Annotated in this window: 21 protein-coding genes and 1 pseudogene; 9 read left to right on the forward strand and 13 right to left on the reverse strand. The window is 70.7% G+C overall.

The annotated features are described in order from the left end of the window. Positions 1-249: 249 nt before the first annotated feature. From WME89_RS09055 to WME89_RS09065, 3 genes are all read right to left on the reverse strand, one after another. Positions 250-1509, reverse strand: a complete 1260-nt coding sequence (locus WME89_RS09055; RefSeq protein WP_438008815.1) for a cytochrome P450 — start codon at positions 1507-1509, stop codon at positions 250-252. A gap of 269 nt (positions 1510-1778) precedes the next feature. After that, positions 1779-2087 (reverse strand): group II intron maturase-specific domain-containing protein, encoded by a 309-nt coding sequence (locus WME89_RS09060; RefSeq protein WP_438008816.1) that lies wholly within the window; start codon positions 2085-2087, stop codon positions 1779-1781. Between the two features lie 48 nt (positions 2088-2135). After that, complete coding sequence (locus tag WME89_RS09065; RefSeq protein ID WP_438008817.1) at positions 2136-2444, reverse strand: hypothetical protein; 309 nt, start codon at positions 2442-2444, stop codon at positions 2136-2138. Between WME89_RS09065 and WME89_RS09070 the strand changes: the two genes are divergently transcribed. The 3 genes from WME89_RS09070 (at position 2443) to WME89_RS09080 (ending at position 3835) form a co-directional block, all read left to right on the forward strand. Further along, on the forward strand, positions 2443-2754 hold the full coding sequence (locus WME89_RS09070) for a hypothetical protein (protein WP_438008818.1): 312 nt from the start codon (positions 2443-2445) through the stop codon (positions 2752-2754). The two genes, WME89_RS09065 and WME89_RS09070, sit on opposite strands and share 2 nt — an antisense overlap. Before the next feature lie 144 nt (positions 2755-2898). Next, positions 2899-3324, forward strand: a complete 426-nt coding sequence (locus WME89_RS09075) for an STAS/SEC14 domain-containing protein (RefSeq protein ID WP_438008819.1) — start codon at positions 2899-2901, stop codon at positions 3322-3324. Between the two features lie 85 nt (positions 3325-3409). After that, positions 3410-3835 (forward strand): STAS/SEC14 domain-containing protein, encoded by a 426-nt coding sequence (locus WME89_RS09080; protein WP_437306593.1) that lies wholly within the window; start codon positions 3410-3412, stop codon positions 3833-3835. Positions 3836-4064: 229 nt separating this feature from the next. On the opposite strand, the gene WME89_RS09085 is transcribed toward WME89_RS09080, so the two are convergent. The 3 genes from WME89_RS09085 to WME89_RS09095 form a co-directional block, all read right to left on the reverse strand. Beyond that, positions 4065-5357 (reverse strand): hypothetical protein, encoded by a 1293-nt coding sequence (locus WME89_RS09085; RefSeq protein ID WP_438008820.1) that lies wholly within the window; start codon positions 5355-5357, stop codon positions 4065-4067. 560 nt (positions 5358-5917) lie between these two features. After that, the gene (locus WME89_RS09090) at positions 5918-6355 is read right to left on the reverse strand and encodes a nuclear transport factor 2 family protein (protein ID WP_438008821.1); all 438 of its coding nucleotides are present in this window, start codon (positions 6353-6355) and stop codon (positions 5918-5920) included. A 264-nt stretch (positions 6356-6619) separates the two neighbouring features. Further along, positions 6620-6886 (reverse strand): hypothetical protein, encoded by a 267-nt coding sequence (locus tag WME89_RS09095; RefSeq protein ID WP_438008822.1) that lies wholly within the window; start codon positions 6884-6886, stop codon positions 6620-6622. A gap of 411 nt (positions 6887-7297) precedes the next feature. Here WME89_RS09095 and WME89_RS09100 point away from each other — a divergent pair, with 411 nt between their 5' ends. Then, positions 7298-8335 carry a serine hydrolase domain-containing protein gene (locus WME89_RS09100; protein WP_438008823.1) on the forward strand — a complete coding sequence of 346 codons (1038 nt, stop codon included), beginning with the start codon at positions 7298-7300 and terminating at the stop codon, positions 8333-8335. A gap of 7 nt (positions 8336-8342) precedes the next feature. On the opposite strand, the gene WME89_RS09105 is transcribed toward WME89_RS09100, so the two are convergent. Together WME89_RS09105 and WME89_RS09110 are read right to left on the reverse strand one after the other, a co-directional pair. After that, positions 8343-9098: a LytR/AlgR family response regulator transcription factor gene (locus WME89_RS09105; protein WP_438008824.1), complete on the reverse strand. Its 756-nt coding sequence runs from the start codon at positions 9096-9098 to the stop codon at positions 8343-8345. Beyond that, a complete protein-coding gene (locus WME89_RS09110) occupies positions 9095-10159 on the reverse strand; it encodes a sensor histidine kinase (protein WP_438008825.1) in 1065 nt (354 codons plus the stop codon). The genes WME89_RS09105 and WME89_RS09110 overlap by 4 nt, the downstream gene beginning before the upstream one ends. 504 nt (positions 10160-10663) lie before the next feature. On the opposite strand from WME89_RS09110, the gene WME89_RS09115 reads away from it, so the two are divergent. From WME89_RS09115 to WME89_RS09125, 3 genes are all read left to right on the forward strand, one after another. After that, positions 10664-11710 (forward strand): RNA polymerase subunit sigma-70, encoded by a 1047-nt coding sequence (locus tag WME89_RS09115; RefSeq protein ID WP_438008826.1) that lies wholly within the window; start codon positions 10664-10666, stop codon positions 11708-11710. Positions 11711-11764: 54 nt separating this feature from the next. Beyond that, a complete protein-coding gene (locus WME89_RS09120; protein WP_438008827.1) occupies positions 11765-12520 on the forward strand; it encodes an alpha/beta fold hydrolase in 756 nt (251 codons plus the stop codon). Between the two features lie 464 nt (positions 12521-12984). Then, entirely contained in the window at positions 12985-14274 is a 1290-nt protein-coding gene (locus tag WME89_RS09125) for a cytochrome P450 (protein ID WP_438008828.1), read from the forward strand. Positions 14275-14416: 142 nt separating this feature from the next. Here the strand turns inward: WME89_RS09125 and WME89_RS09130 are convergent, their stop codons facing one another. Continuing rightward, positions 14417-15457 (reverse strand): serine/threonine-protein kinase, encoded by a 1041-nt coding sequence (locus WME89_RS09130; RefSeq protein ID WP_438008829.1) that lies wholly within the window; start codon positions 15455-15457, stop codon positions 14417-14419. 535 nt (positions 15458-15992) lie between these two features. Then, entirely contained in the window at positions 15993-17462 is a 1470-nt protein-coding gene (locus WME89_RS09135; RefSeq protein WP_438008830.1) for a serine/threonine protein kinase, read from the reverse strand. A 781-nt stretch (positions 17463-18243) separates the two neighbouring features. On the opposite strand from WME89_RS09135, the gene WME89_RS09140 reads away from it, so the two are divergent. Then, positions 18244-19344 carry a hypothetical protein gene (locus WME89_RS09140; protein ID WP_438008831.1) on the forward strand — a complete coding sequence of 367 codons (1101 nt, stop codon included), beginning with the start codon at positions 18244-18246 and terminating at the stop codon, positions 19342-19344. A 60-nt stretch (positions 19345-19404) separates the two neighbouring features. Further along, a pseudogene (locus WME89_RS09145) lies at positions 19405-19554 on the forward strand (DUF3291 domain-containing protein); the annotation flags it as partial. 145 nt (positions 19555-19699) lie between these two features. On the opposite strand, the gene WME89_RS09150 reads toward WME89_RS09145, so the two are convergent. The 3 genes from WME89_RS09150 to WME89_RS09160 all read right to left on the reverse strand — a co-directional run bounded on the left by WME89_RS09150 (position 19700) and on the right by WME89_RS09160 (position 23421). Next, positions 19700-20320, reverse strand: coding sequence for an LLM class flavin-dependent oxidoreductase (locus WME89_RS09150; RefSeq protein WP_438008832.1), 621 nt, complete (start codon positions 20318-20320; stop codon positions 19700-19702). Positions 20321-20403: 83 nt separating this feature from the next. Further along, on the reverse strand, positions 20404-21405 hold the full coding sequence (locus tag WME89_RS09155; RefSeq protein ID WP_438008833.1) for an N-acetyltransferase family protein: 1002 nt from the start codon (positions 21403-21405) through the stop codon (positions 20404-20406). A 75-nt stretch (positions 21406-21480) separates the two neighbouring features. After that, positions 21481-23421 carry a hypothetical protein gene (locus WME89_RS09160; protein WP_438008834.1) on the reverse strand — a complete coding sequence of 647 codons (1941 nt, stop codon included), beginning with the start codon at positions 23419-23421 and terminating at the stop codon, positions 21481-21483. Positions 23422-23520: the final 99 nt, after the last annotated feature.

Raw genomic sequence — 23520 nt, forward strand, 5'->3', positions numbered from 1 at the left:
GTCAAGGCGGCGCGGTCCGTTGACGGACGGGCGGCGCCGCGCAGCCGCGCCCGCGGCACAACGGCAGGTCGTCCGGCATCCGTCTCCGTACCGGATGCTCGAGGAGAACATCCTCACCTTCAACCCCGGCTGGGATCAGGAGCAGAACGCCCAGAAGCTCGCCTCGTTCACCGATATCCGCGACCTGCAGCGCCAGCTGAAGGCACAAGGGGTACAATTGCCACGTCGCCGGCGCGGCGCGGGGGAGGGCTACGCGTCCCACGCGATGGGGAGCGAGTCGAACGCGCGCATGAGGATAAACGGGCTCCGGCGCGCGGGGTCCTTCCCGCGCCGCAGGCCGGGCAGCCGCTCGAGGAGCTCTTCGAGGGCGATCTTCGCCTCCGTGCGCGCCAGCAGCGAGCCGACGCAGAAGTGGATGCCCTTGCCGAAGGCGAGGTGCTTGCCCGTGTCCCTGCGGTGGATGTCGAAGCGCTCGCCGTCGGCGAACTCCGCCTCGTCCCGGTTCCCCGACGCATACAGCAGGTACACCCGTGCGCCTTTCGGGATACGGACCCCGGCCACCTCGGCGTCCTCCGTCACCGCCCGGAAGAAGCCGCGGACCGGGGACTCGCAGCGCAGCATCTCGTCGATCGCGCCCGGGATCAGCGACGGGTCCCCGCGCAGCGCATCTGCCACCTCCGGGTGCGCGAGCAAGAGGTCGATCCCGCTCGCGAGCAGGGCCGTCGACGTCTCGTGCCCGGCGGCCAGCAGATCCATCGCGTTGCAGACCGCCTCCTGCATGCTCAGCGCCGCGCTCCCGCCGATCTCCTCCGGGACGAGGAGCGAGAGCAGATCCTCCCGCGGCTTGGCGCGGCGCGCCTCGATCTGGGCCTGGAAATAGCGCTGCATCGCCACGTATCCGCGGGCGCTCGCCACCTGCGCCTCTGGCGGCGCGCTCCCCGCCATCAGCGCCTGCTTGTCCTCGTGCCACGCCCTGAGCTGCTTCATCTCGGAGCGCGGCACCCCGAGCAGATCGCAGATGACGTACCCTGGCAGCGGCAGGGCGATCTGCGAGACCAGCTCGGCGTGCCCATCGCGGATGAAGGCGTCGATCAGCTCCCGCGTGAGCTCGCGGATGTGCCCCTCCAGCGCCGCCACGCGCAGCGGGGTGAAGGCCTTGCCGAAGACGGCGCGCACGCGCGTGTGATCGGGCGGGTCGCTCTGCACGAGCGAGGTGAACTCCTCGTACCCCTCGCGGAGGACCGCGCGGACCTCGGGGATCGGCTCGGCCCTGACGTAGAGCGAGTTGAAGGACGAGAACCGGTCCGTGTCCCGCAGGACGGCCACGATGTCGGCGTACCTGGTGACGATCCACACGTCGAGCGGGGGGCTATAGAAGACCGGCTCCTCGCGCCGCGCGCGCGCATAGATCGGGTAAGGGTCCTCGATCTGCTCGGGGAGGAAGGGGTTGAAGAGCTCGCCGAGGGAGCCCCTCGGCGGCGGCGGGATCTGCTCCGGAGCTGCCTTCACGATGTCGCCTCCTGGACGGCCCTGGGGAGGAGCGGGCCGAGCCCGGAGGATATCTCATCGGTGACGCCCTCCGGGAGCGGCGCGATCACCTGCTCCAGGCGGCGCCAGCGCTGGCACGGGACGCGGCACATGCCAGCGCGGAGCCAGCGGGCCCGTGTCGACAGGCGCCCTGCCGGCGGTCGGGTAGCCCCGGGTCGTCGCCTTCCCGGGGCCCCCACGGATCCGGACGTGCAGATTTCCCGCATCCGGCTCTTCGAAACACGGCTTCGCTACACGATTCGGACGGCGGTCGGCTTCAGAAGCGGGTAGCGCTTCAGGAGCCGATTCATTGCCGCCCAGGAGAGACCACGCTGGGAGCGGCGATGCAGCCACCGCCACCACACAAGCGTGGCCCAGTGCAGAAGAGTCCAGAGCCTCGCCCGATTGCCAGGGCGGCCATAGTAGCCGTAGTGGCCTCGGAGCTTCAGGTTCAAGACGTGCTGCTGCCTCTCGAGTGGTTCATGGCGATGGGCCTTGCACCACTGCGAGATACCCCTCAATGCCCGTTGGAAGCGATCCGATGCCGTTCGCGTCTTCACTGCCCACTTGCCCGCGTCGCGAGACGCTATACGGCGTCACCGAGCGCCTTACGGCGCACAACGGTGCTCTTCCAGTACGGTGGTCGCCGCGTGGACGCTGGGAGAGCGTGCTGGAACATCGGTCGGCTCGCCGAGCGCGGAGAGGAAGCGGGCGATGTTCCGGGGCTCGGTGACCATGGCGACGAGCTTCATCCGCCCCTTGCAAGCTGGGCACTCGAGGACATCGATCGCAAATGTGCGGCGCAAGAGCTCGGCGCGGTTTGTCGACCGCTCAATAGCCGCCACGCTTGCGTTTCGGAGCGGCGTCAGGGTTCGGAGCATCCGCCCGATCGCCTCCGGCGCGGCGCTGGTCGACATGGCGGGCGCCGATGACCTCGCCGTGATCGTGGTGAACGGCCTGCAAGAAGGCGACTCGCGCAAGCCGCCGCTGTGCATCGGCACGCCGGACGAGGTCGCCGCGTGCCGGGCCGCCGCGGAGGGCGCCGGCGGAGGCGGAGGCGCCGGAGGCGAGGCGCCCGCCGAGGGCGCAGCGGGCGGCGTCGACGACGGCGGGTGCGGCTGCCGCGTCGGGGCGCCGGCGACCGCGGCCGCGAGCTCCGCCGCGTCCTTCGGCTGCGCGCTGGGCACCTCGCTGCTCGCGCTGGCCGCGCGCCGGCGCCGGCGCTGAGCGGGGGCTCACGCGCCGGGCGACGCGCTCGGCGGCAGCGCGCGGAGCGGCGCTCGGTGAGGCGTGTCACCCGGCGAGCGCTCTCCCGCGCCGGCCCCACGAGCGCTCGTCGTGCCGTGAGCCCGATGCGCTAGCCTGCTGGAGATGAGCGAGCCCCATTCCGAGGACGCATGCCCTTTCCTCCGCGAGGACGCCGACGGCCTTCTTTGTTTCGCCATCGAGGGCGATATCTCGGACGAGATCGCGCGCTCTCTCTGCGCCGTGTTCCGGCGCGTGTGGGAGAGCGGTCGCGAGGTCTTCGTGCTCGCCGACGCCCGCCGCGTCGGGTCCCTGACGGCGGCGGCGCGCAGCGCGCTGGCGGAAGAGCTGCGCGGCGTGCGCTTCGGCGGGGTCGCGAGCTTCGGGGCGAGCTTCTCCGTGCGCGTCGTGACGACGCTCGCCTCGAGGAGCGTGCAATTCTTCACGGGCGAGGTCTATCCGCTGGCGTTCTTCGACACGGAGGACGAGGCGCGCGCGTGGCTGCTCGCCCAGCGCGACGCGCTCCGGGCCACGCAGCGGCAGGGCGCATGACGCCCGCCGCCCGCCGAGGCGCGCGCCATCGGCGCAGCGCCGGCGCGCAGGACTCGCGTCGCGGGGATGGGCTACCATGCCTGGCATGAGCGATCCCCGTCCGGCGGGCGCGCGCTTCGAGCTCCGCGAGGAGCCCGATGGCCTCCTGGTCATCGCGACCGACGGTGATGTCCTGGAGGACAACGCGCGCGCGCTCGTGGACGCCTTCCAGCGCCTGACGGACAGCGGCCGCGAGGTGCTGGTGCTCGCCGACGCGCGTCGCTGCGGGGCGGTCACGCCGGCGGCGCGCAAGGTGTACCTGGACGGGCTGCGCACGGCGCGCCTCGACGGGATCGCGGTCTTCGGAGCGGGCTTCCCAATCCGCGTCATGGCGACGCTCATCGTGAAGAGCATCAACCTCCTCACGAAGCGGTTCCCCTTGCTCGTGTTCTTCGAGACGGAAGCCGAAGCGCGCGCGTGGCTCCTCAAGCAGCGGGGAGCGCTCCGGGCCGGGCGGCGGATCCAGGCGTGACGTCACCCTCCGCGACGCGCCTGCGGGGGCGGATGTGCGCCTTCTTCGCATCTTCCATGCTCGAAGTTCCCTGCGCCGCCGCGGCGCTCCAGCGCCTCCGTTGACGGGCGCGCGGTCGCCCGCGGCGCGGCGCGGCGCTCGCCCCGCGCCGTGTCGCGCCTCGCGCAGGCGATCGGGCAGGCGCGCGCCGGGAGCTGCCATGCTGCGCCTCGAGGCCGCTAGCAGCAGGTCAGCGGCCGTCGAGCTTTGCCAGGAAGATGTCGCTTTGCTCGTACTCTTCGGCGCTGGTCTCGTGCAGGCCGAACCCGAAATCGATCCTCTCGTGGAATACCCCCGCGACGATCACGTGCCCCGCAGGGCCGAGCGCGACGGCCTGGCCCACTTGCTGGGGCCCGCCGCTATAGACCCTGCTCCACGACGTGTTGCCCGTGGCGTCGAGGTTCGCCACGAACACGTCTCCAGACCTGTTGTTCCCCGTCAGCGGGCCGGTGCCGAAGTCGACGACGCCAAGGAAGCCGCCGGTGAGCGCGATGCTGCCGTCCCCCGTGGCCGCGACGCCCCAGGGCGCCTGCACGCCAGCGTCGCCGTACCTCCTGTTCCAGACGAAGTCGCCCGCGCCGTCGAGCTTGGCAAGGAATATATCGCCGCCCCACTGCAGCGTGCCCTCCCAGTGGGGATCGTAAGCTCGCCCGCCGGCGCTCACCAGGGGCCCGCCGCCGAAATCAACGCTGCCAAAGAAGGTCCCTGCAAGGACGATGTCACCCGATCCATCGATCGCGACGCTGTTCGCGATCTGCACGCTCTCACCACCGAAGGTCTCGCTCCAGAGGTCGTTGCCGGCAGAATCGAGCTTTGCGACGTAAACGTCCGCCGTTCCGGGATCATCGATGGTCTCGCCCTCGATGTAGCCGACGTATCCCGTCAGGACGATGTCGCCCATCGCATCGCAAGCCAGGTCCCTGAGGCTCGGGCCGCTGACGTGCCGGCTCCAGACGTGATGGCCGGCTGCGTCCACCTTCGCCGCGCATGCGCCTGTGCTCCCGAGCGCACCGCCGCCGAGATCGGCGTCCGCATCACACCCTCCCGCGAGTACGACGTCCCCCGCGGCGTCGACGGCGACGGCTCGCGCGTACACGTTGCCGAACGCCTCGCTCCACAGCGTGTTCCCGGCGGCGTCGAACTTGGCGACGACGGTGTTCCAGTTGGGTCCGGGCAGGGCCACGGCTCCTCCGCCGAGGTCGACGCTCGTCCCGACGGCCTGCGCCGCGACGATGATGTTGCCCGAGGCGTCGATCGCGAGGTCCTGCGCCAGCAGGAGGCCGTCGGGGACCTCGAACCTCGTGCTCCAGAGGTGATTCCCTGCGCGGTCGAGCTTCGCCAGGGATGCTGTGCGAACGCTGCCTCCTGCGGACAGGAGCCCCCCGCCGAAGTCGATGGGCTCGGGGGTGAACGCCAGCAAGACGATGTTGCCTTCGCCGTCGGTGGCGACGCCGACGGCGGACTCCGAAGTGCGCATGTCCACGTCGCCGAAAGCCTTGCTCCAGGTCTCCTCCGCCCCCGATCCGCCGGCGCCTCCGCCTCCCGAGGAGGAGTCGACCCCGCCGGCGCCTCCGCCTCCCGAGGAGGGGTCGACCCCGCCGGCGCCTCCGGTGCCGGAGCCGCCGGAGCCCGAGCCGCTTGAAGCGGGGCCGGCCCCACCGACACCCGAGGTACCCCCGCCACCAGGGCCCGCGGGCTCGCCCTCATCCGCCGTGACGATGGTGCAAGCGGCGGACAACAAGAGCGCCAAGATGCCCGCAACGCCGATAGTTGAATGCATCAGTTCTCCTTGTGATGGTATGTGGCATGCCGCCATCGGCGGTTGCTCCGAGGGCCCCCTGGGCTGGGCGTGCGGTATGCGCGAGGCCTGATGACTGAATACCGCAGGGGACGCGCAACCTTCACAAAATCTGCCCGGGTGGCGAAAGCGGCATCTCATGCGTGGTTGCCCGTGCGGCAGCAGGACGACCGGAGCGCTCGCCGGAGCTCCCGCGGCTCGACGGGCAGCAAATACCGGAACTCGTGCCCGTAAGCGCACAGGATTCAAGGCGGCGCGAAAGGACCGAAGAATCCTGCGATCAACGTCAGAGCGCCCGCTCCGTCGACGAAGCCCACATCCATCCCGTCGAGCGGCGGCATGCCATCGCCCTCGACGCGCCAGAGAAAGTGCACGAGGCCGTGAGCCTCGAGCGCCCCGCTGGTTGGTACGAGGGTCGCCCCCGGTAGAGCCAGCTGGAATGCTGCGATGACTCCGTCGAGGCCGGGCCGCCCCGTGACGTCGGCGGTCGGATCGACGTAGCGCGCGCCGTCCGCCCAGCTCTGCTCGATCAGCGCCGCGCGCCCCTCCGCCCCTTCCATCCACGCCTGCTGGTACACACGGATTACCGGCGAGGTCGACGCCGGATCGGAGGGCGGCGGAGCGGCGAGCGCGAGCCAGGAGGCCAGCCCCTCCTCCCCGACGGCGCCGAAGAGCACGCTCATCTCGTCGTTTGCTCCCTCCACGAGAAGCGGCTGGAGCAGGCCAAAGGTGGCCGCGATATCGGCCTCGTCGCCTCTTCGCGCCGGTGGTGCGTCTCGCGGTCCTGCGTGCGTCCGCCGCGTTGCGCAGCGGAGTGTGGCGCTCGGGGCCGGGGCCGGCGCGCCGCCACGCCACGCTCCACTGCACGGAGGCCGCGTACGAGGCCGAGGGCGCGGCCGCCCCGACGAGCGCCGAGAGCCGAGAAAACCCGATCGGTAGAATGGCCATCAATCGGAGAGAGGGCACTGCTCGTAGCAGCGCCAGGCCTCCGTGCTGCGGTCCGTGCCGCCGGCGAAAGACGCCTTGATCTCGTCGCAGGGCGCGTCGAGCACGCACGACGCGCGACACTCCTCGTGTTCGGAGCAGCCGGCGAGGTCGTCCTCGAGCTCGAGGTCGTCGACCCCGCAGGCCGCGGCGTGCTCGACGGCATCCGCGCATTTCCCCGTCTTGCAGCCGGCCGCGAGGAGCGCGGTCGCAATGAAAATCGACGCCATGAGATAACTCTTGCGCATAATCCAGCTCTGCAGCTCGCAACGTGTGGATGGAGGGGAGCCGGCCGGCCCACGCAGCGCGGCGCCCCGGAAGCGGCCCGCCGTTGCCGCCGGCCCCTTCACCCGATGGAGAACGTGGGGGAGCCAGTTTGGGCACGGGCCGATGTCGATTTTTTTGGCTTCAATGGCACGGCGCCGTGACACCAGCCCCTTGGGGATGGCCCCAAGCCGGACCCGACCGGCGAGCCCGAAGAGAGACCGTCCGCTCCGCCGGCACCGCCCCGCGCCTCGTACCGGAGAACCCGCCGCTCGTCGGGCAAAACCCCTGCCTGGTCATCCGTCGCTCGATCTCGCCACCCCGTCTGGCAACGTGGGTGTCCTATGACGTCCCCTACAAGACGAGATCCTCCGTCGATGGTAGTTGCCCTTACCGCGCTGATCGCTCTCAGCGCCGCATGCGGATCGAGCTCCGGTACGCCGGACGCGCCTGACGACCTCCGCGACGAGCTGGAGCGCCGCCTCGACGCCGCGGCGATGGCCGGGTTCTCCGGATCGGCGCTGGTCACGGTGGACGGGGGCACGGTGCTGGCGCGCGGCTACGGCCTCGCGGACCGAGACAATGGCGTGCCCGACGTCGCCGACACTGCGTACGATTTCGGCTCCGTCATGAAGGACCTCACGGCGGCGGCCATCTTCAAGCTCGAAGGCGAGGGCAAGCTCAGCGTGACGGCCTCGCTCGCGACCCTCTTCGACGACGTGCCGGCCGACAAAGCCGAGATCACCGTCCTGCAAGTCGTCCAGCACAGCGCCGGGTTCCACGAGTACCACGACACCGAGGGAGACTTCGAGCCCATGGCGCGCCTCGAAGCCCGCCAGCGGATCTTCGCGCAGGAGCTGCGGTTCGAGCCGGGAAGCGAGGTCGACTACTCGAACTCGGGCTATACTTTGCTGGCCGACGTCGTCGAGACCGTCTCGGGGCGAGGGTTCACCGACTACGTGCGCGACGAGCTCCTGACGCCGGCCGGGATGCAACACAGCGGCTTCTTCGGCGACCCGGTGTGGGAACGGGTCGACACCGCAATCGGGTACGGCGACTCGACGTTCGGGAGCAACGACCCGGCCGCGTGGCCGTACACGTGGTCGCTGGTCGGCAACGGCGGGCTGGTCACGACGGTCTCCGATATGGAGCGCTGGCTGGTCGCCGTCTGGGGCGGGGACGTGCTGGACCCGGCGGCGCTCGACGCCTACCGAACGCTGTACCTTTCAGGCGTAACCTTCGAGGGCAAGACGGTTTACGGCTATGCCGGGGGCAGTGACTACGGCTTCGGGGGATACGCGGCGGACTGCCCGGAGGCGAACAGCCGCGTGATCCTCGGGACGAACGCGTCCGACGCGTTCGATATCGAACAGTTCGGGGGCGAGCTGGCCAAATTCGTCCTCTCGGCGAGGTAGGACGAGCTCAGCCTGGCTGACGAATGCCCACGGTGTTCTCCAGCAACTGCTGCCGGACCTCCCGCGCCCGATCGCGCGACACGGGGACGCGGAGCGTGGGGCCGACCTCGACGATCAGCTCTCCCGCGAGCCGGCTCAGCCCCTGCGCGTGCGCGGGGGCGATGAGCCAGTTGCGGTGCACGCGTAGAACGCGGCTGCCCAGGGCGGCCCCGAGCGCGTTGAGGGAGAGGTCCATCGAGAATACACCATCGACGTGGTGGACGTAGGTGAGGCGATCTACGGTCTGAAATGCCAGCATGCCATCGAGGTCCAGGAAGACCAGGCTGTTGCTCTTCCGGGCGACCAGGCGCCGCCGCGCGGCGCCATGGGTCGGCGGCCGGCGCCGCGCGAGCAGCCGTGCCGCGCACGTGGTGATGCGATCGAGCGTGAACGGCTTCAGGAGATAGTCGACGACGCCCAGCTCGAACCCGTCGAGCGCATACTGCGCCGAGGCGGTGGCGAGCACCACCGCCGGGGGGCTCGCCAGGCCGGCGAGCGACCGGGCGAAGTCGAGCCCCGAGCGATCCCCGGGCCGATCGACGAGGCGGACGTCGACGAACGCGACCTCGACGCCGAGCTCAGGGCGCTCGAGCACTGCTCGGGCATCCTCGACGCTCGTCACCGCGGCGATGTCCCCGAAGCTTCCCGTGTCGCGCAGCAGCTCCACCAGGAAGTTGCGAGCAGGCCATTCGTCTTCGATGATCAGAGCGGACAGGGGCTTCATGCGGTCCTCCTTGGCAACACGATCTCGACGCGTGTCCGGCCGGGCATCGCGTCGACCCGCAGCGAAGCGTGGGCGGCTTCGAGGGCGATGCGGCGCCGCACCAGGTCTAGCCCCCGGCCCCCGGGGCGGGCGGAGCCCGGGTCGAAGCCCGGCCCGTCATCCTCGACGATGCAGCGCAAGCGGTCCGCGTCGTGGGCGATCCGCAGGGCGACACGGCCGCGGTCCGGCCGACGGAGCGCGCCGTGATGAACCGCGTTCTCCAGCAGCGGCTGCAGCAGCAATGCCGGAAGGACGCAGTCCTCCGCCGAGCGGTCCACGTCCCACTCGAACGCGAGCCGCCCGACGTGCCGGGACTCCAGGATCCGAGCGAAGCCCCGGAGCCAGCTCACCTCCTCGCGCACCGTATGATGGTGGCGTCGCGACTCCTGCATGGCGTCTCGCAGCAGGTCCCCGAGCGTCGCGATGAGGTTGCGGGCTTCGCGCGGCTCTTCGGTCACGAGGCCTGCGATCGTGTTGAGGGTGTTCAGCACGAAATGAGGTTCGAGCGCGGCGCGGATGCGCGCGAGCTCGGCCTCCTGGCGGAGCGCGTGTCGCTCCTGCTCCAGCCTTCGCTCGGCGCCGATCCGGCGCGGCAACTCGACGAGCAGGGCCCAGAAGCCGAACAGCGCGTCACCGTCGAAGAAGCCGACGACGGCGGTGGCCCCGAACGCCTGCCGCGGGCCTTCGGCGAAGGACTCGGGCAGCGCCATGACGAGCAGGAGGAGGGCAAGGTGGCTCAGCGAGCTGGCGATGCCGGCCGTGAGCGCGAGGGCAAGCAGCTGCCGCCAGACCGGCATGCGCTGCGTGTCGAGCCTGCGCCCCACCACCGTGAGCGCGCCGAGGACCGCCGACACCCACGCCGCGATCCCCAGTGCTTCCCGGGCGTCGAACCTGCTGGTGCTGACCCAGTCGAGCAGCCAGAGCACGGCCGTCGTGATCAGCACGGCCTTGCCGAGGTGGGCCTTCCCGTGGCTGGTGGGCTCGTGCGCCGCCGCCGCGACGCCACCAGTCTGGGCTAGCATCGTCCGGGCTCGGCCATGGATTCCTGAGGAAAAGACATCACGGGAACGTGGCGTCCGCAACGTCATCGCCGCGCGCCGACCCGGCGGACGGCTCCTGCCCACATCGGCCCACCCCGTCCCATGTGCCAGGCCAGGAGCTCCCAGCGGTAGAATGGAAGATCGGGCTCTCGTACTTACTCAGCTCGTGTCGACTCAGCGCAGCGTCATGTCGTGCGCCGAAGGTCAGGACCACCTCGGTATCCAGAGACGACGTGTGCAGCGTGTCCTCGATCTCGATGCTGGGTGCGGCGCCGCAGATTGCGTGGATGTGCGCTCCCGACGTCTCCGCCGGAGGCATCGCGCAGGTTCGGATCCATGCGTACGTCTTGGGTCCAGCCCGGCGAGATCGAAGAAGCCCGGAGATCTCGGCCCGCTGTCCTTCGGTGAGCGATCGAGAGAACGCGCAACCCATGCCCTGCGCTTGCGCCCCTTCCCGAGCCCGTCCACCATCTCGCCCGGCGAGGCATGCCGGCGGACCATGGCGAAGAGGAGGCGGCCGTCCTGGCCGCGGCGCGCGCCGGAGACCACGCGGCGTTCGCCGCGCTGAGCGAGCGCTACCGCCGCCTGCTCCGCGCGCACTGCTATCGCATGCTCGGCTCGTTCGACGAGGCCGAGGACATGGTGCAGGAGGTCCTGCTCCGCGCCTGGCGTGGCCGCGAGGGGTTCCAGGGGCGATCGCTGTTCCGCACCTGGCTCTACTGCATCGCCACCAACGCCTGCCTGAACGCGCTGGAGCGCGCCCCGCCGCGGGTGCTGCCGCAGGACCTGGCGCCGCCGGTCACCGCCTCCACGCCGGCGTCGCAGGCGCGCTCCACGCCGCCCTGGGCGCCGGAGGTCCCGTGGCTCCAGCCGTTCCCGGACGACCTGCTCGACGCCGAGCCGCCCGCCGACGCCGTGGTGGAGGCGCGCGAGACCATCGCGCTGGCGTTCCTGGCCGCGCTGCAGCACCTGCCGCCGCGTCAGCGCGCCGTGCTCATCCTGTCCGACGTGGTGGGCTGGTCGGCGGCCGAGATCGCGGAGCTGCTCGAGCTGACCGTCCCGTCGGTGACCAGCGCGCTCCAGCGGGCGCGCTCGACGCTGCGCGCGCGCTTCCCCGCCGGGGCGCCGGACCCGCCCGCCGGCGCGCCGGTCACGGGTCGCGAGCGCGCCGCGCTCAAGGTGTTCATGGACGCGTGGGAGCAGGGGGACGCCGCCGAGCTGACCCGGCTCCTCCGCGAGGACGCGCGCTGGGCGATGCCGCCCGCGCCGCTCTGGTTCGACGGCCGCGCGGCGATCGCCAACCTGCTCGCGCTGTTCCCGCCCCGCTGGCAGGGGCGCGAATTCCGGATGGCGCCGGTCGGCGCCAACCGGCAGCCGGCGGCCGCGGCCTACCTGCGCCGCCAGGGCGAGGCGGTGTTCCGGCTGTCGGGGATCCACGTGCTGCGCGTCTCTGACGGCCAGATCGCGGAGATCACGACGTTTTCGGCCGAGCTGTGCGCCGGGTTCCGGCTGCCGCCGACGCTCACCGATTAGTTTTTCGCCGCCCCGGGTCTACGCGACATGACCGCGGAGAAAAGGAGACCCGAGATGAAGAAGACGACCTCCAGGGACGGCACCACCATCGCGTTCGACCAGACCGGGCAGGGGGCGCCGGTGATCCTGGTGCTGGGCGCGTTCAACGACCGGACGACGGGCGCGCCGCTGGCAGCGTCCCTGGCGCGGCGGTTCACCGTGCTCGCCTATGATCGCCGGGGGCGCGGCGACAGCGGCGACGCGGCGACGTACGCGATCGACCGTGAGGTCGAGGACCTGGACGCGGTGATCCAGGCCGCGGGCGGCGCCGCGGCCGTGTTCGGCTACTCCTCCGGCGCGCTGCTCGCGCTGGCCGCCGCGGCGCGCGGCCTGGCCATCACGCGGCTGGCGCTCTACGAAACGCCGCCCGCCCAGCCCGCCGAGCACGCGCAGGCGCTGGCGTCGCTGGTCGCGGCCGGGCGTCGCGGCGACGCCGTGGAGTACTTCCAGCGGCGCATGGTCGGGATCCCCGACGAGGTCGTGGCCCAGCTCAGGCACGCCCCGTTCCGCCCCGCGCTGGAGGCGATGGCGCACACCCTGGTCTACGACGCGACGCTCGTCGCCGACGGGCGCATCACCGCCGCGCTCGCGGAGGTCCGCCAGCCGGCGCTGGCGATCGCCGGCGGCGCGGGCGCGCCGGTCATGCGCCATGTCGCCGAGACGCTCGCCGCGCAGCTGCCCGGCGGACGGGCGGTCACGATCGAGGGCGCCACCCACGACATCGCGCCCGCCCTGCTCGTGCCGGTGCTGGAGCCGTTCCTCGACGGGTGAGCGTCAGCGGGCGTCCCCGCGCTCCACGCGCGCGGTCGTGATCGATGTGCGAAGCGGCCGCGCGGTCTTCATGACCACGTACCACGTACATGGACATCGACGCCGCCAATCGACGCGTGCAACTCGGCTCGACGTGGTACCGCAAGAGCGTACAGCGCACCGCGCTCGACACCGAATGCAAGCCACTGCTGTTGCGAACGACCCGGGCCGCCGCCTCATCCGCGAGGGCGGCGGCGCGGCTCGGGGGGCAGGCGAGGGTGGCTCCGGTGTGGCCCACCGGGGCGCCGGAGCGGGCCTTGACAGGCGACATGGCGTTTGTTCCCCTCCACAGGCTCCGCTCATCCATCCAGGAGCCATGCCGACAGGCGTGGCGCCGCAACTCCGCACGAACCACGCGCGGCCACGCCCGAGGCCCGAGGCGGGCCCCAGCGTGCCCGAGCGCCTCGAGACAGGAACACGCAACCATGGCAATCGACCCGGCCGATGACGCGACCACGTCGCCCGCCACACCGGCAGAGACCTGCCCGGTCTCGCGCCTCGGCGAGGAGTTCAACCCGTTTCATGGCGCGCAGCTCGAGGATCCGTACCCGTTCTATGCTCGCGCGCGGCGGGAAGAGCCAGTCTTCTACAGCCCCTTGACCCGGATGTGGCACGTGACCCGGTACGACGACATCCTCGCCGTGCTGAGGGACCCGGCCCGCTTCTCGTCCGCGCAGTCGGTGAACGTCCCGCTCGACCGCACGCCCGAGACCCTGGAGGCGGTGCGGGCGAGCTACCTGTCCCAGAGCTCGCTCACCAACAACGACCCGCCCTCTCACACGCAGATCCGGCGCATGGTCAACAAGGCCTTCGCGGCGCGGCAGACCGCCGACCTCGAGGCGCGCGTCCGCGCCATCGCCGCGAGCCTCATCGATCGGTTCGCGAGGCGCGGCGCCGCCGACCTCGTGAGCGAGCTCGCCTTTCCGCTGCCCATGCGGACGATCCTCAGCGTCCTCGGCGCGCCGGAGGACGACCTCGCGCAGCTCAAGCAGTGGGCGGACGACTGGATCGCGCTCGTCGCGGTCCAGCTCACCCCCGAGCAGCAGCGCGAGGTCGTGGGCCGCCTCCTCGAGTCCGAGCGCTACTGGACGCGCCTCATCGAGGAGCGGCGCGCGCGGCCGCGCGACGACCTGCTCAGCGACCTGGTGAAGGCGTCGCAGGACGAGGAGCCGCGGGTCCCGCTCCTGCAGCTCATCAACGCCTGCGCGGTCCTGGTCCTCGCGGGCCACGAGACGACCACGAACCTCCTGGGCCTCTGCGTCTACCGGCTCCTCAGCCTGCCCGACCAGCTCCGCCTCGTCCGCGAGGACCCGGCGAACATCCCGAGGGCGGTCGAGGAGACGCTGCGCGCGGACACGTCGGTTCAGGTCCTCATGCGCACCACGACGGAGCCGGTCGAGATCGGCGGGGTCAAGCTGCCGAAGGGGGCGACCCTCGCCCTGACGTTCGCCTCGGCGAACCACGATGAGGCGTATTTCCACGACGCCGCCCGGTTCGACCTGCGCCGCCAGGACGTGGCGCGGCACATCGCCTTTGGCCATGGCATCCACTTCTGCGTCGGCGCGCCGCTCGCGCGGCTGGAGGTGCGGGTCGCCCTCGAGCTCCTGCTCCAGCGCCTGCCGGGGCTGCGGCTCGCGCCGGACCAGGAGCTCAGCTACATCGTGAACCCGATCCACCGCGGCATCAGGGAGCTGAAGATCGCGTGGGACGTGTGAATCGGCGGTGATGGCCGCGAGCCAGATCGAAGCGACCTGGAGCTCGGGGGAGAGGTCGTGAGGGCGCGACGCCGAGGCGCCGCTCGGCGCCCCTCACGTCCCTGTGGGCACAGCGGGCCGAAGGCGCCGTCACCGGTCCCTGTCAGCTGAGCAGGATGGCGATCAAGAGCGCGACGCTGAGCAGGAGCGATACGACGATGGACGCGATGAGCCACGGCCGCATCGCCGGCGAGGTCCACCTGGACGCGAGCGATGTCGCGCTCGTCTGGTGCCCCATAGCACCGGGGTGCATCGTGACGGTCGGCTCGAGCTGCCGCGGCGCGCCCTCCATCGCCGCGATGGCCCCGTCGATGGCCGCGATCACGTTGGTAGCCGTCGGATAGCGCTGGATTGGGTCTCGCTGGACGAGCCGCATCACCATCGCCTCCACGTCGGGGAGGATACCTGATCCCGGAGCACGCTGGCGGAGCGGGGGCGCATCCTCGAGGAGCCGCTGCCGGAAGGAGGATTGGCCGTCGCTCGCGTCGAACGGGCCTCTCCCGGACAGCATTTCGTACAAGATGATCCCAAGCGCATAGAGATCTGCGCGAGCATCGACGGCATCCATGCCGCGCACGGCCTCTGGCGCGAGATAATTGAGCGTGCCGAGGACCTGGTCGGCAGCGGTGAGGTCCTGGCCTTTGCGCGCGGCCTCGCGGCTCTCGGTGGACAGGAGCTCCACGTTCACCTTGGCGAGGCCGAAATCGATGAGCTTCACCTGATCACGGGCGCCGAGGAGGATGTTCTGCGGCTTCACGTCGCGGTGCACGATCCCCTTCGCGTGCACCGCCTCCAGGGCCGACGCGATCTGCCTCGCGATGTGGAGCGCGCGTCGCCCGGGGAGCGGCGCCGAGGCGATCACGTCCTGGAGCGGGGTGCCCTCGACATACTCGAGGACGAGGAAATGCGACCGATCCGCGAGCTGACCGAAATCGCTTGCCGAGACCACGTTCGGATGCTGGATATGCGCCCCCGCGATCGCCTCGCGCTCGAACCGCGCCACGATCTGGGGGAGGTTCCGGGCGCTCGGCTGGAGGACTTTGATCGCGACCTGCTTGCGGAGGTGCACCTGCTCGCCGCGGTACACGGCTCCCATGCCGCCCTCCCCGATGAGCTCGTGGACGCGGTAGCGCTCCGAGATCAAGCTCCCGCTCAGCGCTGGCGCTCTGTTGTCCGAGCGTACCAACGTGGGTGCGTCGTCCGACCACGGCCGTGCCGCCGTCTCGATTTCCTCCCCAAGCGCCGAGCTCGAGAGCTCAACGACGGATGCGTCGCGCTGTTTCCCGAGCATCGGCACCGTGACGTCGTCGGTGCTTGAGCCCCCCTTGGGTGGGGTCATCCCTGGCATGCCGAGGAGTGTACTCGCACCAAGGTGCTGAGAGCGGAGGAACCGCACCGCCGTCCGAGTGGAGATCCTGCTCGAGCCACCCATCGCACGGAAAAGCTGTGCAGTTCCGTGATGTTCGTGGCTCTGGTTCCGTGCGCCGACATCAGCCTACAAGGGTGACCACAGCGCATCGAGCCGTGGCTCGCTGGTCGCCGCCCGCATCGCCGGAACCTCCAGGCCCGCCCCGACGGCGCGATGAAGACATCGAGGTCGGGCGATCGGGGAGCTGGGCGGCGGCGCGCTCTTCGGCATGCCGACACGGTGCAAGACAAGGCCGCCGCTCCTCACAAAGCTATTCCCATTGGAGCTCGGAGGGGTGGTAGGCCTTGAGGTCGTCAATCGGAATGGGCCCCTCGGGGGTGCCGCTGCACACTTTGACGCCCTCATCATTCGTGCGTACTGGATACGCCTTTTTCAATTTCGACGTGACGCAGAATGGATATTTGCCGTCTTTCATGAGGAGGCGATATTTGCCATCTGGGACGGGCCGGCGCGCCGATGGGGGCTTAGCGGTCGCTGAGGGCCCAGCGGTCGAGGAGGGCGTGCTGGCGCTGGAAGACGTGGCCATCGTGCGAGAGCTGCCGCTCGCCTTGTCCTCTTGAGATGTCTCATCGTCCGCGCTCTCACGAGTGTCTTCGACGGAGCCTCGCGAACGAACAACGAGGAAGACAACGGCGAGGAAAACAGCGACAGCAAAGGAGCCAATCACTGCGATCAGCAAGAATGGCGAATCCGAGCCCGCTCGTGGGCTGGTTGCAGCAGATTGAGGCGGCACGGATACGACCATGGGCGCCTGCATCGCCTGGCCGGGAGCAGGAGCGGCCATCGTCGGGGCATCGACGCTGATTGCAGACGACACGTCGGCTCGGATCGACGCTGGGGCTGGCGCGTGAGGGGCAGCGTTGGCGCCCAGAGCTCGCTCGATGTCTTCGCGCATGGCGCGGGCCGTCGGATAGCGGCGCGATGGATCGAAAGCGAGCGCGCGATCGACGATGGCGCAGACCTCCGGGCTGACAGAGGGGGCAACGGAGCGCAGGGCCGGCGCAGGCTGCGTCGCCATCTTGATGAGGAGATCGCTCTCCGTGGAGCCCTCGTGCACATGGCGTTTCGTCAGGACTCGAAACATCGTCGCGCCAACGGCGAAGATGTCGGCCCGCCCATCGATCTGGCCACCAGCGACTTGTTCGGGCGACATGTAAGGTATGGTCCCGAGCATCGCGCCGATGCGCGTGCGAACATTGGAGCCGCCCTGTTTCATGCGAGCAATCCCGAAGTCGAGGACCTTGACGCCGCCTGAAGAGGTCAAGAACAGATTGTCAGGCTTGATGTCTCGATGAACGATGCCGAGCCCGTGCGCGACATCGAGCACATCGAGCACGGTCGAGACAACGCGGAGCAGCTCGCGCTCCTCGACGCCGCCGGAGCCGTGGGCGCGCTTGCCGAGCGATTCGCCGTCGAGCAACTCCATCACCAGGAACGGTGAGCCGTCTTCGCTCGTGTCAATGTCGATGACATTGACGGCTGCGGGGTGACCGAGCTGGTTCACCGCGAGCGCCTCTTGCTCGAACCTGGCTCGAAGCTCCCTGGAGACCGCGATTTCCGGATGGAGGATCTTGATCGCGCAGCGCCGGCCGATCCTGTGTGTCGCCTCGTAAACCGCAGCCATCCCGCCGACGCCGATGAGCGAATCGATGCGCCATTTGCCCCGGAGGACTGTTCCGATCCGTGCTGTACAGTGTGCTAGCTGGGGATCATCACTCATCGAGGTTCAGGCTCCAATGTACACCGGATGCGAGGATCGGCAAAACATCCCCGCTGAGCCCGGCGGGGGCTCGATGATACCATGAGACGTTCTGCACCGGCAATGGAGCTTGAAGCGAAGGCCCTTCCCCCTCCACTTCTCGCGCTTCCCTTCCACTTGCCCTTGCCCGCGGCGGGTAGCCCCGTCGTCGGATCGTGGACGAGCGGCGTCGTGCCGCTCACGGCGACGTCCGCTCTGCGATCGCGATCGACGTTCAGGCCCGCCGCGGGCTCAGAGCTCATCGTGCAAAATCTCGTCGAGAGATCGAGCTCAACCACACCGAGGACCCGGCGTTCTGCGACGAGTGCCAGGCCGCGTACCTCGCCGACAGGCGCGTCCTCACCGTGCTCGCCGCCGCCGACGACCACCCTCAGCCGGGCTCTCCGGTGCCGATGACGGGCGAGACGATCCGCTGGCCGGAAGGCTGCTGCGTGCGCGCGAAGCCGGCGACTCTCGGGCACGTGGGGCATACAGCACCTGAAAGACGCGTCAGGGCTCCGGCCTCCCCTGACCGCCGGAGCCGCCGTCCGGAGCGCAGGCGGAGAGGCCGTCACGGTGCAGGCCGCACCGGGGCTCGGGGAAGCGTCAGCTGACGAGGAAGAAGGCGGCGTGCGATGTCAGCCGCGGAGGGCGCCGCGCATAAGCCTCCATCGAACACGGGGAGGCGGCCGGGGCCCGCGCGGCGGGAGCGGCGGAGCGCCACCCCACGAACCGTCAACACAACGCGAAAGTGTACCTCATCATGATGCGAATCCGATCCCATGTAGCACGCTGCCTCGTCACCGTCTCAGCGCTCTTCGGGCTCGCCGCGGCGTGCTCCAGCGCCGATCCGGAGCCGGAGCAGCCCGAGGTGGATCTGTCCGAAGCGGAGCTGGGGGAGACGAGCGCGCCCCTGGAGCGCGGCGGCACCGAGACGCGCGCCGACGCCGACGTCACGCTCGCGGAGCTGCGGCTCAGCCTCACCCACACCGTCAAATTCACCGAGAGCGCCGACGGCTCGCTCGAGGTCTACGAGGATCTGCACGCCGATCGCGACGCCGCGCAGCGCCGGCTCGCGGACATCGACGACGCTCCGCGGACGCTCGCCGACATCCATCGTTATCTGCTCCCCGGCACCTCGGTCCCGGCCGCGCTGGTCCAGGCCGACGCCCGCGCGGCGGCGCGCGAGAGCGCGCCCGACTACGAGGTGCAGCCGCCCGACGACGCGTTCGTGTCCGACGGCGAGCTCGCCAAGCCGGGGGCGTCGGCGGTCGCATGGGACTGGAACGCCGACGCGAGCTGGTTCTCGCAGAACTTCTACACCGGCGGCACGGCCGGCTACTTCGCCGCCAACGCCACCTGGGTGACCGTCACGAAGAAGCGGTGGACGAGCTGGTACAAGGCGACGGCGTTCAACCAGAGCTTCGACTCGAGCGCTCACTTCCGCGTCGATCGCAGCAAGCCGTGCGGCTTCCTCGGGATGTCGCTGTGCTGGGACACCAAGGTGAGCGAGTGGATCGCCAACCGCAGCTTGCGCACGTACCTCGGCACCGGCTCGAAGTACCGCAAGGCGTGGCTGTACGGCTCGGGGCCGGACCCGCGCGTCGGGCTGGCGGTCCGCTGGGTGCTCGACAGCGGCGCCCCGCCGCCGGGGACCACCGTCTGCGGCGGGCACAACCAGCTCGTGTGCTCGTCGGGCCAGCGCTGCCAGGCGGGGCTCGTCGAGTACAATGGCGGCTGCTACGGCTGCGGCACCGTCGGCCAGTCGTGCTGCAAGGACTGGTCGAACATCCCGACGCCGGGCGGCTGGCAGGGCTCCTGCGTGCAGGGCTACTGCGGCTATCCCGGCGGCTATTGCCAGTAGCGAGGACCACCCCGGCGCGCCCGCGGGCACCCCCTTCCTGCGCCGGAGGAGGCCTGTCCGCGGGTGCGCCCCGAGGCCGAGGAGCGGATCGAGCACCTGCGGCGGCGCGGCCCGACGCCCCACGCATTCACCTTCCGCCAGCTGTTCCCCCGCCGGGCGCCGAGCGCGGGCGTGACACGCGCTCTCCCTGGGCGCGGGCCGCTCGCTTGACCCCGGACCCATGGGCGGGTCCTGGATTCAACCGGACCCATATTCAGGTGTGGTTGTAGCGGTACAGGAGCGCCCCTGGAACCGGGAGTGCGCAGGGGGTGCCGTCGCGTCGAGCCTCGTGCGTCAAGAGCGGCTGGCGCGGGGCTCAGCCGGCCCGGCGCACGCCCATCTCGACCAGGCGGGGCAAGACCTCGTCCCTGAAATACGGGAGCTCGCCAGCGAAGTCGATGAAGCTGAGCGCCAGGCCGCGGACGCCCGTGTCGCGGACGCGCCGGAGCTGCTCGGCGACGTCGCTCGGGTCGCCGACGATCGGATAGTGCCCGTACCCGCTGGCGAACCGGCCCCGGAACGCGGCATAGAACTCCGGGGTGAACGAGTGGCAGTTCACGCCGAGCTGCCGCATGGCGTTGTCGATCGCGGGCTCGTCGGCCATCTCGCGCGAGACGTGCTCGTGGTACGCCTCGGCCTCCTTGCGGGTCGGGCGGCAGACGATGAACGCCCCGGTGTAGACGTCCACGCGGCGATCCATGCCCCTGGCGTCCTGCTTCACCTTCGCCACCTCGTCCCGGCACGCCTCCAGCGTGGTGAGGATGGAGAACAGCAGATCGCACCGGCGGATCGCGAAGCTCCGGCCCGCGCTCGACGCGCCCGCGCTCATCAGCGTGACCTTGCCGCCTCGCGGCTTCGGATCCGCGATCACGCCGCGCAGGTTGAAGAACCTGCCCTCGTGGTTGAACGGCCTGTCCTGGGTCCAGGCCTTGAGCATCGCGGACTCGCTATATCAGTTGAGATGAATAATTCCGTTTGAAGATGGTGAGGTAACTGGCCAGCTCCGCGCGTGCAACGCTGTCACCCTGCAAGATTCCACTTCATCTGCCGCTCGAGCACGACGAGACCCCCGCGCCGCACGAACCCCAGCTCCTCGTTCAAGGCGAGCATCCCCGGGTTGTTCGACTCGACCGCCGTCGCGATCCGCGCGTGGCCCTGGCGTCGCGCGAAATCGATCGTCGCCAGCTTGAGCGCCCTCGCGACGCCGCGCCCGCGGCTCGCCGGCTCCACCCCTGTGAACAGGTGGTCGAGGCGCGCGGGGTCTTCCTCGCTCCGGTGGAGGATGCAGAGCCCGACGACCCTGTCGCCGTCCTTCGCGACGAAGCACGCCTCGGGCAGCGACGTCGGCGACCGCTCCAGGTACGCCGCGAACTCCTCCGCCGGCAGCTCGGGGTCGACATGGTTCGGTAGCGGCACCTCCCGGTTCACCGTGAGGTAGAGCGCGTGCAGCTCCCCCAGCCACCCGGGCCGGCGCGCCCGCTCCTCGGACAGCGGCGCGATCGCGATGCCCGGCGGCGGCGGGCGCTCGTCCAGGCGGTCCGCGCGCCGCGCTGCGAGGTCGAGCTCGAAATCCCAGCTCCGGAAGAGCTCCCGGAAGCCGCGCCGCGCCGCGAGCGCCACCATCTCCGGCTGCGTCTCGCGCGCCATGGCGCGGAGCTCCCGGGCGCCCAGGCGCTCGAGGTCGCGCTCCACCGCCGCGAAGAGCCGGGCGCCGATGCCGCGGCGGCGGTGGCCGGGGTCGCACCGCGCCGTGCACCAGAACCGCGCGGGGTGATGGTCCCACGGGACGTGGAAGCCGTGCGCGTACGCCACGACCGCGCCCGTCCCGGCGACCTCGGCGACGTGGCGGCGGAGGACGTGGCCGCGCCGCGCGAGCAGCTCGTCGAGCTCCCTCAGCGCGTCCGGCGAGCGCGGCTCGAGGTCGTGCCGCTCCTCGGGCGGGACCGCGGCGTTGAGGCGCGCCACGGCCTCCCGGTCAGCGTCGGTCGGCCGCGCCGGGCGGATCTCGATGGTGCGCTTCATCCGGCGAGGGTAGCGCGCGGCGGACCTCGACCGGACGGGGTTCTGCCGGCGGACCGCCGCCGTGGAGGCGCCGGCTCACTTGCCCAGCGCGGCGATCTTCTCGTTCACCCAGTCGTCGCCCACGAGCGGGTGAACGCCGGCGCCCTCCCGATCGAGGTCGATCCCCACCGACAGCACGCCGCTCCTCACGAGGAACGCGCCGAGCGGGTCCTGCCCATCGGACTTCGTGAGCCGCCCGCGGATCGCGAGGCTGCCGCCCTGCGCCTCCAGCAGCCTGAAATCGACGTCGCTCGCCTTGCGGCGGACCGTCGCGGAGGCCTTGAGCCCCTCCATCGTGAGGAGCCCCGCGGCCCACCCGGGGATGGCGTCCTCGGCGTCCAGCAGCTTCACGGCCGGCTGCGCGTCCTTGCACTCGATCCGGACCGCCGCCTCCATGAGCCCGCGCCCCAGCTTCGCCTCGTCGATGTCGACGCGCGCCCACCAGTCCGGCCACGTCTCGCCCTTGTGCTCGACCGCGAGGTCCTTGATCTCGATACGGCTCTTCCGGAGCCTGACCGCCGAGCTCATGAGGTCGGCCGCCGCGAGCTCGAAGCGCGCCTCCGCGTCGCCCTTCACGGTCGTCTCCTTCCACTTGAATGCCCCGTGCTTCATGAGGAGGCTCAGCGAGCCCGAGCCGCGCCCGAGCGGGTCGAGCTCGACGCTGCTCCGAAGGAACGCGGCGCCGCCGGTGAACCTCGGCGCGTCCGGCGCGGCGTCGTCCTGGTTGAGCCAGCGCAGGTCGGGGACGGCCGCGGCGACGACATCCACCTTCGACGAGAACCCCGGCGGGAGCCGCATGAGGTGGAGCTCCGCCGCGTCGAGGACGGCGCTCGCCCGCTCCACCACGATGGGCGGCAGCCCCTTGCCGGGGCGCTCGAGCGTCGCGCGGGGCAAGCGCACCTCGAGGCGCGCCTCGCCGCGCTCGCCGACGCGGAGGTCCAGGCTCGTGTCGACCGTCGCGCGGAACGACGAGGCGGAGGCCACGAGGTGGCTCGTCGCGTACGAGGCGGAGCTGCCCGGCTCGACCTTCCCCCGGTTCACGACGAGGTTCGTGCGGAGCTCTCCACTGCCGTCCTCCAGGCGCGGCTCGGCGTCCGGGCCCCTGACGAACTGGAGGAAGTCGAGCCCGGGGAGCTGGGCGTCGAGGCGCACGCGCGCCCACGTCGTGTCGAAGATGTCGAGCCCGTCGATCTCGCGCGGGTCGAACGTGTTCATCGTCACGTCGGCGTCGCCCTCGACGCGCGCGACGACGTGGTCGGCGAGGTGGACCTCGCCCGACCGGAGCTCGAGCGCGAGCGGCCCGACGCGGACGGCGCGGAGCGGCTTGTAATAGAACCCTCCGCGGACGCGGCCGCCGCCCGCGTACCGGTACTGCTGGACCCAGACCTCCTTGAGCGTCGTGTCCACGCCCTCGAGGTGCACTGTCCAGAGGTTGTAGCCCTCGTCCGAGTTCTCGAGATCCTTCTCCGGCGGCAGCGCCGGCTTGAGCGGAGGGTTCCTGAACTCCGGGATGGGGGGCAGCGCCATGATGTGCGGGGCCGCGAGATCGCGCTCGCTCGTCGGATCCACGAGCAGCCGCATCCGGAACACGAAGCCCTCGGCGCGGACGTCCTCCGCGTAGAACTTCTTGCGCAGGAGATCGGTGAGGTGGATGTCCACATCCGCCTTGTCGAGCTCCACCGCCCACTCCAGCTTGCTGTCGCCCCCGCTGAGCCGGAACTCCTCGATGTGCACGACGCCGGGCCAGAGGCTCCAGGCCGACCCGTAGTAGAGCGACGCGTCCCCGGGGTTGTAGCTGATGAGCCGCGCCATGAGCTTCGTGCTCAGCATGACGTTGACGATCACGACGTAGCCGAGCCAGAGCGCGATCGGCGCGAGCAACAGCACCTTCAGCACCCTGGTCACCCGCGGCCCGACCCGCTCCTCGAGCCGTTCCCTGAGGCCAGACGGCGACTTCAGCGCTCCAGCTGCATGCATGAGCCCCCTGGATCGCACGCGCCGTGCCGCCGAGCTGGCCCGCAGCGCCGGAGGCGGGCTCAGGGCTCGCCGTAGCGATCTGCCTCGATCGTGGCGAAC

The organism is Sorangium sp. So ce321 (assembly GCF_051530195.1).
Taxonomy (GTDB): Bacteria; Myxococcota_A; Polyangia; order Polyangiales; family Polyangiaceae; genus Sorangium.